We start from the raw sequence: 16282 nt of genomic DNA, 5'->3' as shown, positions 1-16282 counted from the left end.
CATGTCCTAAGCGTCATCTCACCCGCCCTTCCCCCCGCCTTTACACCCCAGCCATTGACAAGGCCTTCTCGGCTTGGCGCAATTGTCTCTCGGAGCCTGCAAGTGACCGTCATCGGCGTTAGCGATTCTCACAATTCGGCGGTGGCCGCACTGTGCCAGGATGGAACAGTGGCGGCGGTCCAGGAGGAGCGGCTCCGGCGGATCAAGAACTTCCACGACATTCCCACCATGGGCCTGGACTGGCTGCGCCGGGAGATCGGCGTGGAGCCGCAGGACGTCTCCGTCCTGGCGCTGGCGGGCATGCCCACGGTGCCGCTCGACCGCCCCGGTTGGATCGACGTGTTCCGGCGGTCCGCCAAATGGCAGGGCCGGCTGCGCACGGCGCTGGGCCAGACGCCGCTGCGCCTCGCGGTGGAGCGCAAACGCGCCCAGGAACGCCTCGACACCTATGTGGCCATGGGCTTCCGGCCCGAGGCCATCAAGGTCTACGGGCATCATGCCTGCCACGCGGCAACCGCCTATTTCGGCCAGAAGGAGCGCACCGAGCCGCAATTGGTCCTGACCGTGGACGGTGGCGGCGACGGCCTGTGCGCCAGTGTCAGCATCGGGCAGAACAACACCCTGAAGCTGCTGCATGAGGTGCCGTACCCCGATTCCTTCGGCACCCTTTATGCCGTGGTCACCTACATGCTCGGCATGGTGCCGCTGGAGCATGAATACAAAATCATGGGCATGGCGCCCTATGCCGCCATGTCCGGCAGCCGCCGCATCGCCGACCGGCTGCACACCCTGTTCCGATGGGTGGACGATCGCTCCCCCGTGTGGGCCCGCGCCCCCGGCGTGCCGCACACCCTGCACATTCAGCCGGTGCTGGAAAAGCTGTTCTACGAGCAGCGCTTCGACACCATCATGGGTGGCGTCCAGCTGTTCACCGAGGAAATCCTCTGCGAGTTCGTGCGCCGCGCCATCGCCGAGACCGGCATCCGCCGCCTCTGCCTGTCCGGCGGCGTCTTCATGAACGTGAAGGCCAACAAGCGGATCATGGAGATGGAGGAGGTGGACAGCCTGTTCGTCTTCCCCTCCTGCGGCGACGAGACCAACGCCATCGGCGCCGCCTATCTCGCCCGTGCGGAGCGGCAGGGCGGCGGCAGCGTGCCGGCCCTGAGCACCATGTATCTGGGCCCCGAGTGGGCGGACGAGGAGATCCGCGCCGATCTCGCCGAATGGATCGAGCGTGGCGACATCATCCTGTCGCAGCCGGACGCCATCAACGATGCCGTGGCCGATCTGCTGGTCGAGGGCCATGTGGTGGGCCGCTTCGCCGGGCGCGAGGAGTTCGGTGCCCGCTCGCTGGGCAACCGGGCCATTCTGGCCGATCCGCGCAATCCCGACGTCATCCGCGAGATCAACGAGATGGTGAAGAGCCGCGATTTCTGGATGCCGTTCGCGGCCTCCATCGCGGCCGAGCACGCCGACCTTTACCTGCGCAATCCCAAGCAGGTGTCCGCGCCCTACATGATCTTGTCCTTCGACACCACCGGTGCCGGCGCCGAGCAGTTGAAGGCCGGCACCCACCCCTACGACCGCACTTGCCGGCCACAGGTGGTGACGCAGGAGACGAACGCCGATTATTGGGATCTGATCCAGCGCTTCGCGTCCCGCTCCGGGGTCGGCGGCCTCCTCAACACTTCACTCAATCTTCACGGCCTGCCGCTGGTGCACCGCCCGCGGGACGCCGTGCATGTCCTGCTGAACTCGGGCCTCAATTGGGTGGCCATCGGGCCGTTCCTGGTGACGAAGCCGAAATAGAACTTCAGGTCCGGCCTCCATTTTTCAGGGGTGCGCAGACCTCGGCGTTTCCGCGCCGCGCCGTTCGCACCATTCGGCATGGTCAATGGGGGGCAGGGAGATCCGTCCCCCTCCATGACGAGAACGCCAGCCCCGGCGGCGCTTTTCTCGCCCTTCGGGCAAGAGATAGGCCCGGCCTGATTTTCGTCCGTGGGCGGGCTCTACATGCAGCGGCGGTCCAGGCCTGTGTTTTGGGTGTACCGCGCATGTCGGCAACATGTCATTCTCAGGTCCGCGCGCGGATGGGTCCGTGCTTTCCGTGGTCTTGACATCGCTGGGTTCTTCCCCTGTCTTCCTGCGGAGCGACCGCGGCGCCAATCTGGCGCCGCTCGCCCGCCCCACCCCGGCGTCGGAGGAGCCTCAGCAGGCCGCTCCCGCCGACACACCCACCCGAACACGACGTTCAAGCCGGAAAAGAGCGCAGGAGCGATGATGCTAAAGAGGATCAGGAAGCTTCTGAACGAGCCCGCGTTCCAGGAGGCGCCACTGGTGGTGCTGGCCCGCGTGGCACGGCTTGCCGTTCTGGTGGGCCTCGGCCGCAAGCCGGAGTTCGAACTCGTCTCCGGAGGCGCCCGCATGCAGGTGCCGGCGGACCTGCGCTACACCACCGTATCGGCCTTTCTGCTGCGCGATCAGGTGGAGCCGGAGCTGAAGCATCTCGACCAGTTCGTCGCCAAGGGCGACATCTTCGTGGATGTGGGCGCCAACATCGGCCTGTTCTCCTTGAAGATGGCGCCGCGCGCCGCCCGGATCGTGGCGGTGGAGCCGGGCAAGGAGGCGGGGGACCTGCTGCAGGAGAATGTCGGCCTCAACCGGTTCCAGAACGTGACGCTGGTGCGCAAGGGCCTCGCTGATGCGCCCGGCCGGGCCGCGCTGTTCCACAACCCGGTCGGCGACGACCCGCAGGCCTTCTCGCTGGTGAACGATGGCGCGGCGACCGAGGCCGAGGACGTGGAGATCACCACCCTTGACGCCCTCGTGGCGGAGCTTGGTCTGCCACGGGTGGACAGCATCAAGATCGACGTGGAAGGGGCCGAGCAGCGCGTGCTGGCCGGCGGGCTGAAGACCATTTCGGCTTATCACCCGCTCATCATCTTCGAGATGAACTGCCCGGCCTTGCTCTCCAGCGGCGGCGACCCGGCCGCGCCGTGGAACACGCTGGCCGGTCTCGGCTATCATTTCTTCCGGCTGAAATGGGATGGCACCCTGACCCCGCTCGGCGCCCGGCCCACGGAATTCTGCAACATCATCGCCCGCCACCCCCAGGGCCGCGCCACGGCAGCCTGAGCGGGAGGCCACAGGGTTCACGAAAAAGGCCGGAGGGTGGATCCACCCTCCGGCCTTTTTATTGCGCGGTCCAAAGCCCAGGAGCGAATGCCGCAGGCTCACATATTCGGATAGTTCGGGCCGCCGCCGCCCTCGGGGGCGGTCCAGGTGATGTTCTGGTTCGGATCCTTGATGTCGCAGGTCTTGCAGTGCACGCAATTCTGCGCGTTGATCTGGAAGCGCGGACCTTCGCCGCCCTCCTCCACCCATTCGTACACGCCGGCCGGGCAATAGCGGTTGGAAGGCCCCCCGAACACGTCGAGTTCCGATGACTTCTGCAGGCCCAGATCCTTCACTTTGAGGTGCACCGGCTGGTCTTCCTCGTGATTGGTGTTGGAAATGAACACCGAGGAGAGCTTGTCGAAGGTCAGCACGCCGTCCGGCTTGGGATAGGCGATCTTCTTGCACTGGGCAGCCGGCTTCAAGGTCGCGCAATCGGGCTTGCCGTGCTTCAGGGTGCCGAACAAAGAGAAGCCGAAGGTGTTGGTCCACATGTCGAGCGCGCCGAGGGGAACGCCCACATAGGTGCCGAGCTTGGACCACAGGGGCTTCACATTGCGCACCTTCTTCAGGTCGTCGCCCACCGCCGAGCCGCGCCACGCCGCCTCGTAGCTGGCCAGCTCGTCATGGCCGCGGCCGGCGGCCAACGCCTCCGCCAGATGGTCGGCGGCCAGCATCCCGGACAGCACCGCGTTGTGGCTGCCCTTGATGCGCGGCACGTTCACGAAGCCAGCCGCGCAGCCCACCAGCACGCCGCCGGGAAAGGACAGCTTGGGCACGCTCTGGAAGCCGCCCTCGGTGATGGCGCGGGCGCCGTAGCAGATGCGCTTGGCCCCCTCGAACGTGTCGCGGAACATGGGGTGGGTCTTGAAGCGCTGGAACTCGTCGAACGGCGAGAGCCAGGGATTTTGGTAGTTCAGGTGGACCACGAAGCCCACCATCACCTGCTCATCCTCCATATGGTAGACGAAGGCGCCGCCGCCGGTCTTGGAATCCAGCGGCCAGCCAAAAGCGTGCTGCACCAGGCCGGGCTTGTGCTTCTCCGGCTTGACCTTCCACAATTCCTTGAGGCCGATGCCGAACTTCTGCGGCTCGCGGCCGTCGCCCAGGCCGAACTTGGCGATGAGCTGCTTGGAAAGCTGGCCGCGCGCGCCCTCGGCGAACACGGTGTAGCGGCCGCGCAGCTCCATGCCGCGGGTGAACTCCGCCTTCGGCTCGCCGTCCTTGCCGATCCCCATGTCACCGGTGGCGACGCCGCGCACCGCGCCGGTGGCGTCATAAAGCACCTCGTTGGCGGCGAAGCCGGGGTAGATCTCCACCTCCAGCTCTTCCGCCTTGCGGGCGAGGTAGCGGGCGACATTGCCGAGCGAACCCACGAAATTGCCGTGGTTGTTCATCAGCGGCGGCATGGCGAAATTGGGCAGCTTCGCGCCGCCGGCCGGGCCGAGCAGGTAGAAATGGTCCTCCACCACCTCGGTGACGAGGGGACGGTCCTCCTCCTCGCGCCAGCCGGGCAGCAGGGCATCGAGGCCGCTCGGATCCACCACCGCGCCCGACAGGATGTGGGCCCCGACCTCGGAGCCCTTTTCCACCACCACCACGGAAATCTCGGCGCCGCGCTCGGCCGCCTGCTGCTTCAAGCGAATGGCCGTGGCGAGACCGGCAGGCCCCGCGCCCACCACCACCACGTCATAGTCCATGCCTTCGCGTTCAGGCAGTTCGGCCGCGTTCATCCCCTCAGCTCCCGCTTACGTCATCGTGCTTTCGTTGGAGTTCTTCCACGGTTGGCGCCATCTGACAATTCGCGAGATGGCCCCAGGGTGCGACGACTTGACCGATTGGCCGGTTGTCCCCATGTCCGTGAAAGCACATACCGCAATGCACTGCTTCACCGGCAGGCGTGATCGTGCCATAGGTTCGCTGTGCGGAATGCCGCAGGGCGCCCTTGCGCCCCGCCGTGCCCGTCCTGGACCCCCATGACCGACCTTCCACCGCTCGACTGGTCCGACCTCATCGCCTTCCACCTGGAGGCGGGGGTGGACGTGGCGCTGGGCGAAGCGCCCGTGGACCGCTTTGCCGAGACCGCGGCGGAACAGAAGACCGGCCGCCCGCAACCGGAGGCCGAAGGCCGGCCGGCGGAGGCGCCGCGCGCCCCGGCCCGGTTGGAGCCCCCCCCCCGGCCGGCGCCGCACAACCCGGCGGTCGCCCCCCATTCCCCCGACGCGGCGGTGATGGCGGCACGGGAGGCCGCCCGCGGCGCGGCCAGCCTCGACGAGCTGCGCGCGCTCATGGAGGCGTTCGAGGGCTGCGCCCTGAAGCGCACCGCAAGCCGCCTCGTGTTCGCGGACGGCAATCCGCAGGCGCGGGTGATGTTCGTGGGCGAGGCGCCGGGCCGCGACGAGGACCAGCAGGGATTGCCCTTCGTCGGCCGCGCCGGGCGGCTCCTCGACCTGATGCTGGGGTCCATCGGCCTCGACCGGTCCCGCGCCTACATCGCCAACATCATTCCCTGGCGGCCGCCGGGCAACCGCGCCCCGACACCGCAGGAAACGGCCATCTGCCTGCCCTTCATCTCGCGCCAGATCGAATTGGCCGATCCCGACCTTTTGGTCTGCCTGGGCGGGCAATCGGCGCAGGCCCTGCTTGCCACCACGGAAGGCATCACCAAGCTGCGCGGCCGCGTCCAGGATTACGAAACGGGAACGCGCACCATCCGCGCGGTGGCGACCTTCCACCCGGCCTATCTGCTGCGCACGCCCATCGGCAAGCGCCTCGCGTGGCGCGACCTGCTGGCCATCGAAGCGCTGCTGGCCAAGGCGGACGCGGGCAAGCCCTGAGGGCTCAGATCTCGCAAGAGGCGTCGCCGAGGGGGGCGCTGACCAGCGATGAATTGCGGTAGCGCGGATCGGCGGTGACCTCCTCCCCGGCCCAGGACGGCAGCTCCACCACCTCATCGGGATGATCGAGCTCCACTTCCGCCACCACGAGGCCGGCGTTGTCGGCGCCGAACACGTCCACGGTCCAGAGCTTTCCGGCGTGCGTCAGCGAATAGCGGGTCTTCTCGATCAGCGGCCGGGCACACAAATCCCGCAGCATGGCTTCCCCATCGGCAAGCGGGATCTCATATTCATATTCGGCCCGCGAGATGCCCTCGGTCTTGCTCTTCACGGTGATGAAGGCGGCGGCGCCGGCGATGCGGATGCGCACCGTTGTTTCGTCGCCGAGGCACAGATAGCCCTGGCGGATCGGGCACGCCACGGCACCCTCCCGCCAAGCCTCTGACGCGACCAGGAACTTTCGCTCGACTTCGACGGCCATGATGACACGGGGAGTTCAGTTGAGAGGCCCGCATCATCGGTGCAAATGCACCTCCGAGTCCAGCCCCACCTGAGAAACAAGCCGGCGAACGTCTCGTCAAGATCAGGTTTCCGTGAAGCCTTTCCGGGCGTTATGCAGATATAGCATGCGACGATACCGCGCACATGAGGAGATGCCGGCAGGAAATACCTTTCCTGCCGGACACGGGCGGCCCCTCCGCGAGAACAAGGCAGAGGAGCCACTTGATATTCCCAAGGGAATACAGCCTCTCAGGCGTGCGCTTTCCGGCCGTGGGTGCGAGCGGCGGCCGCGTCCACGTCATAGCGGGAGGGCGGGTCATCGGCGCCGATAATGGTGATGCGCATGATGTTGGTGGTACCTGGATGGGCGAAAGGCACGCCGGCGCAGATGGCGAGGCGGTCCCCCGGCGCGCCGAGCCCGTGCTGCACCGTAGTGCGCACCGCCGTGTCCACCATGTCGCCGAAGGAGTGGATGTCCTCCTTCATCTGCACCGCGTGCACGCCATAGGAGAGCGCGAGGCGCCGGGCCGTGCCCAGCTCGGGCGTGAGGCCGAGAATGGGGATTTCAGGCCGCTCCCGCGCGGCCCTGAGGCCGGTGGTCCCGGACATGGTGAAGGCCACGAGGGCGGCGGCGTCCACCGCCACCGCCGCCTGATAGGCGGCCTTGATGACGGCATCGCCGATGGTGTTGCCCCAATCCGCCTCGGAGGCGCCGAGCACCTTGCGGTAGCCGGGATCGTGCTCCACATGGCGGATGACTTCGTCCATGACCTGCACCGCCTCCAGCGGATACTGGCCGGCGGCGGTTTCGGCGGAGAGCATCACGGCATCGGTGCCCTCATAAACGGCGGTCGCCACGTCCGAGACCTCGGCGCGGGTGGGCACCGGCGCCAGGATCATGGATTCCAGCATCTGGGTGGCGACGATGACCGGACGGCCGTATTTGCGCGCCTCGGCGATCATCCGCCGTTGCAGGGCCGGCACCTCGGCCAGCGAGATTTCCACCCCGAGATCACCGCGCGCGACCATGATGGCGTCGGACAATTCCACCAGCTCGGTGAGATGCTCCACCGCCGAGGGCTTTTCCATCTTCAGCATCACCGCCGCGCGCCCCTTGATGAGCGCGCGCGCCTCGTGGATGTCCGCCGGCTTCTGCACGAACGACAAGGCGATCCATTCCACTCCGGCGGCGCAGGCGAACTCCAGGTCCGCCCGGTCCTTCTCGGTCAGCGGGGAGAGCGGCAGCACCACATCGGGAATGTTGAAGCCCTTGGTGTTGGACAGGCGAGTGCCCGCCACCACCTTGGCCTCCAGATAGCCGGGACCCTTCTCCACCACCTTCAGGCGCACCTTGCCGTCGTCGCAGAGCACGCTCGCCCCCACCGGCAACGCCTCCAGGATGTCGGGATGGGGAATGGGCACCCGCCGACCCTCGCCGAGCCGGTCGGTGTCAGCATCGAAATGCAGGATGTCGCCGGGGGTGATGGCGATGCCGCCGTCCTTGAAGCGGCCGATGCGCAATTTCGGCCCCTGCACGTCGGCGATGACGCCGATCGGACGCCCGACCGCCTTCTCCAGTCGGCGGATGCGGTCCAGCACCACGCCATGGTCGGCCTGGGTGCCGTGGCTGAAATTGAGGCGAAAGACATCCACTCCAGCCCGGAACAGCGCCTCCAGCTTCTCCTCCGATTGGGATGCGGGGCCGACGGTCGCCACGATCTTGGTGGCGCGGTCGCGCTTGGGCAGCGCTCGCTTATGGGGCATGACGGGTTTCCTCCGGTTCCGGGGTGAGCCCTCGGATTGGCGCGCGGCAGATCCTCGCTTAGCGGCATCATGCGACGACCGCGTCTCCGCATAAAGTCGCATAAGCGGCAGCCCCACTGTCCCATTCGGGATCGAAACCCCCTCCATTCACCCCCGATAGGGCGCAAACCAGCCCAGGCCGGCGTCGGTACCGGCGGTCGGGCGGTATTCGCAACCGATCCAACCGGTGTAACCGGCCGCATCGATGGCCTTGAACAGAAAGGGAAAATTGACCTCCCCCGTGCCCGGCTCGCCGCGCGCGGGCGCATCCGCGATCTGGATATGGCCGATGCGGGGCATGTGCGCGGTGAGGGTGGCGGTGAGGTCTCCTTCCATCACCTGCATGTGGTAAACGTCGTATTGTAGGAAGGCATTGTCCGCCGCGACCTCGTCCAGCAGGTCGAGGGTCTGGCGCGAGCGGCTCAGGGCGAAGCCGGGCATGTCGCGGGTGTTGATGGGCTCCACCAGCAGATCGAGGCCGGCGGCCTTGAGTTCGGCGGCGGCGAACTTAAGGTTTCGCACCAGGGTGGCGCGCACCGCGTCGGGCGGAACCGAGGCCGGGGCGATCCCGGCAAGGCAGTTGAGCCGGCGCGCGCCCTGCGCCCGCGCATAATCGATGGCGCGCCCGACGCCGTCCTGGAATTCTCCCTCCCGCCCCGGAAGGCAGGCGATGCCACGCTCGCCCGCCGCCCAGTCGCCGGCCGGCAGATTATGCATCACCAAAGCGAGGCCCTGCGCGGCCAAAAGGTCCGCGAGCCGTTCCTTCTCGTCATCATAGGGGAACTGGTATTCCACCGCGCGGAAGCCGGCGGCCCGCGCCCGCGCGAAGCGCTCGGGAAAGGGCAGCTCGGTCCAAAGCAGGCTCAAATTGGCGTCGAATTTCGGCATGGCGTCGACCTCCCGCCTCTCTTTGAGGTGTCGCGGACGTTAGGTTAGACTGGCTTTCGCCGTCGCGGGACAAGCTGCGAACGGTGATAGCGCTGCGGAGCCGCCCGATGACGATGCCTTCAAAGACAGCGCGTGGGTTCCAGCCCCGCCTCGCCCAGCCTGCTCTCGCCTTGGCCCTCGCGGCCATCGCCGCCGGCGGCAGCCTTGCACCGGTCCCCGCGGTGGCGCAGGACCTGAGCACATTGTCGTGCCGTGCGCTCTGGTACCAGCGCAACGCCGTGTATGCCGAGCAGGGCTATTGCTTCAAGACCGCGGACGCCATCGCCACGTTCGGCGCGCGCTGCTACCCGCCCTTCGGCAAGCTGACCGCCGAGCAGCAACGCTATGTGGACGAGGTGCGCGCGTGGGAAGCGCGCAAAGGCTGCAACTGACATCATGACGCAACCCGGCGGCCGTGACTTGAACCGCGCCTGCGCCACACCGGCTGTTTCCGTATCGAGACCGGGCGTTTCATCGCAGTGAAGCGCGCCGGATTGTATGCTATGCGTCCGCATCCGAGGCATCCCCGGCGGCGAGGACGGGCTTTGGGCGCGCCTGCGCCCGGCCGGAGCCACATGCGCCTTCCTCACCGATGCCCCCAAGAGCAACCGGAGGCATCGCCATCTCCACCCCGTCCGATCTCGACCAGAAGCCCGACAAAAAGCGCCTCTCGGCCTTCCTGTCCCGCTTCCGCGGGTCCGCCCGGCGCGACCTCAACACCACCCTGCTGCTGTCGGTGGCCACCGGTCTCATCATCATCGTCCAGGCCTTCCTGGTGGCGCGCATCCTGAACGGCGTGCTGTTCCAGGGGCGGCCGGCGCTGACCTTCACACCGGAGATCACCGGGCTCGTGGCCGCCATGGCCCTGCGCTTCGCCACCCAATGGGGCACCGAGCGCTTCGGCTTCGCCGCCGCGTCCCGGGTGATGCGCGCCATGCGCGCCGCCCTCGTCGACCGGGTGGAGGCCATCGGGCCGGTGGGCCTTGCCGAGACCCGCACCGGCGATCTGGTGGCGGCCCTCGCCGAGGGGGTGCGGGCGGTCGAGCCCTATTATGCGCGCTATATCCCGGCCTCGGTGCTGGCGGTGGCGCTGCCGGTCGCCATCCTGGTGGTGGTGTTCCCGCTCGATTGGATCTCGGGCCTCGTATTCCTGCTCACCGCGCCGCTCATCCCGGTGTTCATGATCTTCATCGGCAAGGGGGCGGAACGGCTCAACCAGAAGCAATGGCGCCGGCTCGCGCGCATGTCGGGCCATCTGCTCGACGCGGTGCAGGGCCTTGCCACCCTGAAGGCCTTCAACGCCGCCGGCCGCATGGCCGCCCAGGTGGCCGCGGTGGCCGACGGCTACCGGCGCGACACCATGGCGGTGCTGCGCATCGCCTTCCTCTCGTCGCTGGTGCTGGAATTCTTCGCCACCGTGTCCATCGCCATGGTCGCTGTGTTCATCGGCTTCCGCCTGCTGTGGGGCGAGATGGACTTTTTCACCGGCCTGTTCGTGCTGCTGCTGGCGCCGGAATTCTATGCGCCGCTGCGCGCCATGGGCACCGCCTATCACGCGCGCATGGAGGCGCTGGGCGCCGCCGAACGCATGGTGGCCCTGGAGGACGTGCCCGCCCTCGCCGAGCCCGGCGGCACCACCCCCCTGCCCTCCCCCGAGCGGATCGAAGTGCGGTTCGAGGATGTGCATCTCACCTTCGCCGACGGGCGCACCGCCCTTGACGGCATCAGCTTCACCCTGGCGCCCGGCGAGACGGTGGCCCTGGTGGGACCGTCCGGTGCCGGCAAGTCCTCCCTCATCCACCTGCTGCTCGGCTTCGTGGCGCCCACATCGGGCCGGGTGCTGGTGAACGGCGTGCCGCTCAGCGCGCTCGACATGGCCCAATGGCGCCGCCACATCGGCTATGTGCCGCAGCGGCCGCGCCTGTTCGCCGGCTCCCTGGCCGCCAACATCGCCCCCGGCGAGGCGGTGCCCGACCCGGCACGGCTCAAGCGCGCCGTCGCCCAGGCCGGCTTGTCCGACGTGGTCGCGGCGGTGCCCGGCGGCCTTGAGGGCCGGGTGGGCGAAACCGGCGGCGGCCTGTCCGGCGGCGAAGCCCATCGCCTGTCGGTGGCGCGCGCCTTCTACCGCGATGCGCCCATGGTGGTGCTCGACGAGCCCACCGCCCATCTCGACGGCGAAAGCGCCGCCAAGGTGGAAGCCGCGCTGCACCGCCTCATGCCCGGCCGCACCGGGCTCATCGCCGCCCATCGCCTGGCCAGCATCTCCGGGGCCCACCGCATCGTGGTGGTCAATCACGGTCGCATCGTCGAGGAAGGGGACGCCGCGAGCCTCCTCGCCCAGGATGGCCTTTACGCCCGCCTCGCCACCAGCGGCGACGCGGATTTCTGGGAGGCGGCCCAATGACGGATTTTCTGCGCCTGATCGCGCTCATGCGGCCGCAAGCGCTCTGGATGGTCGTCGCGGTGCTGCTGTCGGCGGTCGCCAGCCTCGCCCACATGGCGCTCATGGCCGCCTCGGGATGGTTCATCACCGCCATGGCCCTTGCCGGCGCCGCGGGCATCGCCATCGACGTGTTCGCGCCGGCCGCCTATATCCGCGGCTTCGCCATTGCCCGCACCGTCTCCCGCTATGTGGAGCGGCTCGTCGGGCATCAGGCGACATTGAAGTTCGTGGCGAGCCTGCGCCCCTGGTTCTTCATCCGCCTCACGCCGCTGGCCCCGGCGGCGCTGGAGGACCAGCGCAGCGGCGACCTGCTGGCACGCCTGAAGGGCGACATCGACCGGCTGGAATTCGCCTTCCTGCGCGTGATCTCGCCTTTGGCCGCGGCGGTGGTGGTGCTGGCCGTGGGGCTCACCTTCATCAGCGCCTTCGACCACGCCATCGCGCTCGTGGTGGCGCTCGCGGCGGTCCTGTCCGGCCTCGGCCTGCCGCTCCTGGTGCAGCGCCTCGCCGCGCCCGCCGCCCGCGCCGTCACCGCCCACGGGGCGGAGCTGAACGCCGCGCTGGTCGATCATCTGGAAGGCCGCGCCGAGCTCGACATCTACGATCCCGGCCGGCGCCACCGCGCCGCGCTGGAGGCCACCAGCGACACCCTCATCGCCGCCGAGGGACGGCTCGCGGGCATCGCCGGCTTCGCGGGCGCGGGCGTCGGCCTTGCCGCGCAGGCGAGCCTGCTGGCCGTGATCCTCATCGGCGCGCCGCGCGTCCTCGGCGGCAGCCTGCCGGGACCGGACCTGCCGATGCTGGCGCTGTTCGCCCTCGCCCTGTTCGAGGTGGTGGCGCCGCTGCCCCTCGCCATCCAGACCCTGCCCGGCACGCTCGCGTCCGCCCGGCGCATCTTCACCCTGGTGGACCGGCCGCCGCCGGTGGCCGAGCCCGCCGCGCCGCGGCCGGTGCCGGCCCAAGGGGCGCTCGCCTTCGCCCATGCCGGCCTCACCTATCCCGGCGCCGGCGCCCCGGCGGTGGACGATGTGAGCTTCACCCTTGAACCGGGCCGGCGCGTCGGCGTGGTCGGCCAGAGCGGCTCGGGCAAATCGAGCCTCGTCTCCCTCGCCCTGCGGTTCCGGGCGCCCACCACCGGCGCGGTCCGCTTCGCCGGGAAGAGCGTGGCCGCCTATGACGCCGACAGCCTGCGCGCGCGCCTCGCGGTGCTGGCGCAGGGGGACCACCTGTTTTCCGCCACCATCCGCGAAAACCTGACCCTCGCGGCGCCCGATGCCAGCGACGACGCGCTGAAGGCGGCCTGCGCCAAGGCCGGCATCCTCGCCTTCATCGAAGCTCAGCCGAAGGGGCTCGACACCTTCGTCGGCGCCCATGGGGCCAAGGTCTCGGGCGGCGAGGCGCGGCGGCTCGGGCTCGCCCGCGCACTGTTGAAGGATGCCCCCATCCTCATCCTGGACGAGCCCACGGAAGGCCTCGATACCCAGACCGAGCGTGACGTCATGGCCGCGGTGCTGGAGGCGACCGAGGGGCGCGCCCTTCTGCTCATCTCCCACCGCCACGCGCGGCTCGACGCCATGGACGAGATCATCGTGATGGCCGATGGCCGGATCACCGCCCGCGGCGCACCCGCCGAAATCCTGAAGACCATCGGCGGCAGGGGTCCGGGCGCCGGCGGATGATCGGGAGGCTGGCGCCGGACATGCAACCGGCCGCGTCAAACGCCTCCACCTGAACGGGAAAAGGGGCGCAAACACCGACGGAAAAACGCCTCTTCCGCGTCAAAGTCGGCTTCGCATCCATCATTTGGGGGATGTGGCGGGCGCCGCCGCCGTGAGATGAAGGCAGCACGCGGGACGAAGAGACCTCCGGAACCGCGTTCAGCCTGACGACCTCCCCCCGCAGGTCGTCAGGCTGATTTTTTGTGGGCCCCCAACAAGGGCGGGCGCAGGCGCCTCAGCCCTCGTCCCGGAAACGGTTGGTGATGGGATAGCGCCGGTCGCGGCCAAAATTGCGGGGCGTCACCTTCACCCCTGGCGCGGCCTGACGGCGCTTGTATTCGGCGATCGCCAGCAGGCGTTCCACCCGCTTCACCACCGCCGGGTCGAAACCTTCCGCGATCACGTCGCCCACCGGCATTTCCAGCTCCACCAGGCGGAACAGGATCGCGTCGAGGGTGGCGTAGGGCGGCAGCGAATCCTCGTCCTTCTGATTCTCGCGCAGCTCGGCGGTGGGCGGCTTGTCGATGAGGCGGTCGGCGATGACGATGCCGCCCGGCCCCGCCGCAAACGCCGGCTTCCACACGTTGCGCAGGCGGGAAAGGCGGAACACCTCGGTCTTGTAGAGGTCCTTGATGGGGTTGTAGCCACCGTTCATGTCGCCATAGAGGGTGGCGTAGCCGGTGGACATCTCCGACTTGTTGCCGGTGGTCACCACCATGCCGCCGAACTTGTTGGACACCGACATCAACAGCGTGCCGCGCGCCCGCGACTGGAGGTTCTCCTCCGTCACGTCCCGCTCCTTGCCGGCGAACAGGGGGCGCAGCGCCGCCTCCAGCCCCTCCACGGCGGGGCCGATGGGCAGGATGTCGTAGCGCAGGCCCAGCGCGTCAGCCACCGCCGCCGCATCGGACAGGCTCTCGTCCGAGGTGAAGCGATAGGGCAGCATGATGCAATGCACCCGCTCCGGCCCCAGGGCGTCCACCGCCATCACCGCGCACAGGGCGCTGTCGACGCCGCCCGAGAGGCCGAGCACCACGCCGGGAAAGCGGTTCTTGTTCACATAGTCCTTCAGCCCCAGCACGCAGGCCGCATAATCGGCCGCGTCGTCCTCGGTGCGGTCCACGATACCGCCCTCGGTCATGGCCCAGCCGGTGGCGAGCCGCTCCCAGCGTGTCACCCGCACCCGCTCCTCGAAGCTCGGGAACTGGAGGGCGAGGAAGCGGTCGGCATTGAGGCAGAACGAGGCACCGTCGAACACCAGCTCGTCCTGGCCGCCCACCTGGTTCACATAGAGCAGCGGCAGGCGGCTTTCCACCACCCGCGCCACCGCCACATTCTCGCGCTCCTCATAGACCGAGCGGCGATAGGGCGAGCCGTTGGGCACCACCAGGATCTCGGCCCCGGTCTCGGCGAGGCACTCCACCACGTCCGGCCCCCAGATGTCTTCGCAGATGGGCACGCCGAGTCGCACCCCCTTGAACGGGATCGGCCCCGGCAACGGCCCGGACGCGAACACGCGCTTTTCGTCGAACACGCCGTAATTGGGCAGGTCCACCTTGTGGCGCACGGCGGAAATGCCGCCATTCTCCAGCAGCAGCACCGAATTGTAGAGCTTGCCGCCCTCCACCCAGGGCGCCCCGATGAGCAGGGCCGGCCCCTCCGCCGTCTCCGCCGCCAGCGCCTCGACCGCGTTGCGGCAGGCGGCCTGGAACGACGGTTTCAACACCAGATCCTCGGGCGGATAGCCGGCGATGAACAATTCGGAGAACACGACGAGATCGGCCCCGGAGAGCTTCGCGGCGTCGCGGGTGCGGCGCGCCAGCTCCAGGTTCCCGGACACGTCGCCCACGATCGGGTTCAATTGGGCGACGGCGATGAAAAGAGTATTGGCGGGGCTGGTCATGGGAGGGGTCTACCGGGCCGCGTCGCGGGATGGAGGAAGAAACATGGGCGAGCGCTCACAGGCCGTAGCGGGCCCACAGGGCGCGCGCCTCGGCGGCGGCGAGCGCGCCGGCCGCCGCATCATGGGCCAGAGCCCCGGAAAAGCCGCCGGGGCGGCGCAGAAAGAAGGGCTTCGGCCCCTCCATCAGCGGCAGCTCCACCCCTTCGCCATACCGGGCGCGCAAGGTGGAACGCACGTCGCCGAGCCCGTCGAGCAGGCCAAGGCCCAGGGCCTGGGTGGCAAGCCAGAACTCGCCGGAAAACAAGGTGGCCTCGTCCGCCGTGAGGGTGACGCCGCGCCGGGCGCGCACCAGATCGGCGAACACCACATGCAGTTCCTTCAGCAGCACATCGAGCCGCTCCACGTCCTCCGGTCGCTCGGGCCGGAAGGGATCGAGCGACACCTTCTTCTCGCCGGCGGTGTAGACGCGGCGCTCGATGCCGAAGCGGGCGATGGCCTTGTCGAAGCCGAAGCCGGCGCTCACCACCCCGATCGAGCCCACCACCGAGCACGGATCGGCGAAGATCTCGTCGGCCGCGCAGGCGATCATGTAGCCGCCGGAGGCCGCCACATCCTCCACGAAGGCGAAGACGTGTTTTTCCCGCTCCTCCGCCAGCGCCCGGATGCGCTTGAAGATGAGGTGGGACTGCACCGGCGAGCCGCCGGGCGAATTGATGAGCAGCGCCACCGCCGGCGCATCCTTCACACAAAACGCCTTCTCCAGCGCCTTGGCGCAGCCGGCGAGGGTGAGGGACGCCGAAAACGGCGCGCTCATGCCGATGGTGCCGGACAGGCGCACCACGGGCACCACCGGCGCATCCTTGCGCCAGCGCTGGGGCAGAAGGGCGCGCACACGGCGCGGCAGGAAGGAGAGAGCATCGGCCATGGTTGAGATGTAAGCCCCCCGCGCGACGGCCTCAAGGCACAGCCGCGCGGC

12 protein-coding genes are annotated in these 16282 nt (G+C 68.6%); 6 read left to right on the top strand and 6 right to left on the bottom strand.

Features of this window, described 5'->3' with window-relative positions; all coding sequences use genetic code 11:
• Positions 1-102: 102 nt before the first annotated feature.
• Both HUW53_RS03130 and HUW53_RS03125 read left to right on the top strand, forming a co-directional pair.
• Positions 103-1809: a carbamoyltransferase C-terminal domain-containing protein gene (locus HUW53_RS03130; protein ID WP_307499554.1), complete on the top strand. Its 1707-nt coding sequence runs from the start codon at positions 103-105 to the stop codon at positions 1807-1809.
• Between the two features lie 468 nt (positions 1810-2277).
• The gene (locus tag HUW53_RS03125; protein ID WP_237344279.1) at positions 2278-3135 is read left to right on the top strand and encodes an FkbM family methyltransferase; all 858 of its coding nucleotides are present in this window, start codon (positions 2278-2280) and stop codon (positions 3133-3135) included.
• 98 nt (positions 3136-3233) lie between these two features.
• Here HUW53_RS03125 and HUW53_RS03120 read toward each other — a convergent pair whose 3' ends face one another.
• The gene (locus HUW53_RS03120) at positions 3234-4907 is read right to left on the bottom strand and encodes an electron transfer flavoprotein-ubiquinone oxidoreductase (protein WP_237344278.1); all 1674 of its coding nucleotides are present in this window, start codon (positions 4905-4907) and stop codon (positions 3234-3236) included.
• A 243-nt stretch (positions 4908-5150) separates the two neighbouring features.
• Here HUW53_RS03120 and HUW53_RS03115 point away from each other — a divergent pair, with 243 nt between their 5' ends.
• The gene (locus tag HUW53_RS03115; protein WP_237344277.1) at positions 5151-6011 is read left to right on the top strand and encodes a uracil-DNA glycosylase; all 861 of its coding nucleotides are present in this window, start codon (positions 5151-5153) and stop codon (positions 6009-6011) included.
• Positions 6012-6015: 4 nt separating this feature from the next.
• On the opposite strand, the gene HUW53_RS03110 is transcribed toward HUW53_RS03115, so the two are convergent.
• The 3 genes from HUW53_RS03110 to hyi all read right to left on the bottom strand — a co-directional run bounded on the left by HUW53_RS03110 (position 6016) and on the right by hyi (position 9203).
• Entirely contained in the window at positions 6016-6492 is a 477-nt protein-coding gene (locus HUW53_RS03110; protein WP_272903732.1) for a CYTH domain-containing protein, read from the bottom strand.
• Positions 6493-6761: 269 nt separating this feature from the next.
• Positions 6762-8276 carry a pyruvate kinase gene (pyk, locus tag HUW53_RS03105; protein WP_237344275.1) on the bottom strand — a complete coding sequence of 505 codons (1515 nt, stop codon included), beginning with the start codon at positions 8274-8276 and terminating at the stop codon, positions 6762-6764.
• 147 nt (positions 8277-8423) lie between these two features.
• The gene (gene hyi / locus HUW53_RS03100; protein WP_237344274.1) at positions 8424-9203 is read right to left on the bottom strand and encodes a hydroxypyruvate isomerase; all 780 of its coding nucleotides are present in this window, start codon (positions 9201-9203) and stop codon (positions 8424-8426) included.
• 107 nt (positions 9204-9310) lie between these two features.
• On the opposite strand from hyi, the gene HUW53_RS03095 reads away from it, so the two are divergent.
• The 3 genes from HUW53_RS03095 to cydC all read left to right on the top strand — a co-directional run bounded on the left by HUW53_RS03095 (position 9311) and on the right by cydC (position 13364).
• On the top strand, positions 9311-9634 hold the full coding sequence (locus HUW53_RS03095) for a YARHG domain-containing protein (protein ID WP_237344273.1): 324 nt from the start codon (positions 9311-9313) through the stop codon (positions 9632-9634).
• A 200-nt stretch (positions 9635-9834) separates the two neighbouring features.
• A complete protein-coding gene (cydD, locus tag HUW53_RS03090; RefSeq protein ID WP_237344272.1) occupies positions 9835-11646 on the top strand; it encodes a thiol reductant ABC exporter subunit CydD in 1812 nt (603 codons plus the stop codon).
• Complete coding sequence (cydC, locus tag HUW53_RS03085; RefSeq protein ID WP_237344271.1) at positions 11643-13364, top strand: thiol reductant ABC exporter subunit CydC; 1722 nt, start codon at positions 11643-11645, stop codon at positions 13362-13364. The genes cydD and cydC overlap by 4 nt, the downstream gene beginning before the upstream one ends.
• 274 nt (positions 13365-13638) lie before the next feature.
• Here the strand turns inward: cydC and HUW53_RS03080 are convergent, their stop codons facing one another.
• Both HUW53_RS03080 and HUW53_RS03075 read right to left on the bottom strand, forming a co-directional pair.
• Entirely contained in the window at positions 13639-15306 is a 1668-nt protein-coding gene (locus tag HUW53_RS03080; protein ID WP_237344270.1) for an NAD+ synthase, read from the bottom strand.
• 55 nt (positions 15307-15361) lie between these two features.
• Positions 15362-16231, bottom strand: coding sequence for a S49 family peptidase (locus HUW53_RS03075; protein WP_237344269.1), 870 nt, complete (start codon positions 16229-16231; stop codon positions 15362-15364).
• Positions 16232-16282 lie beyond the last annotated feature (51 nt).

Origin of the sequence: Xanthobacter agilis, from assembly GCF_021730435.1 — a bacterium.
Taxonomy (GTDB): Bacteria; Pseudomonadota; Alphaproteobacteria; order Rhizobiales; family Xanthobacteraceae; genus Xanthobacter; species Xanthobacter agilis.
Note: the sequence above shows the minus strand (reverse complement) of the source record. Positions and strands in the feature narration are given on the sequence as shown.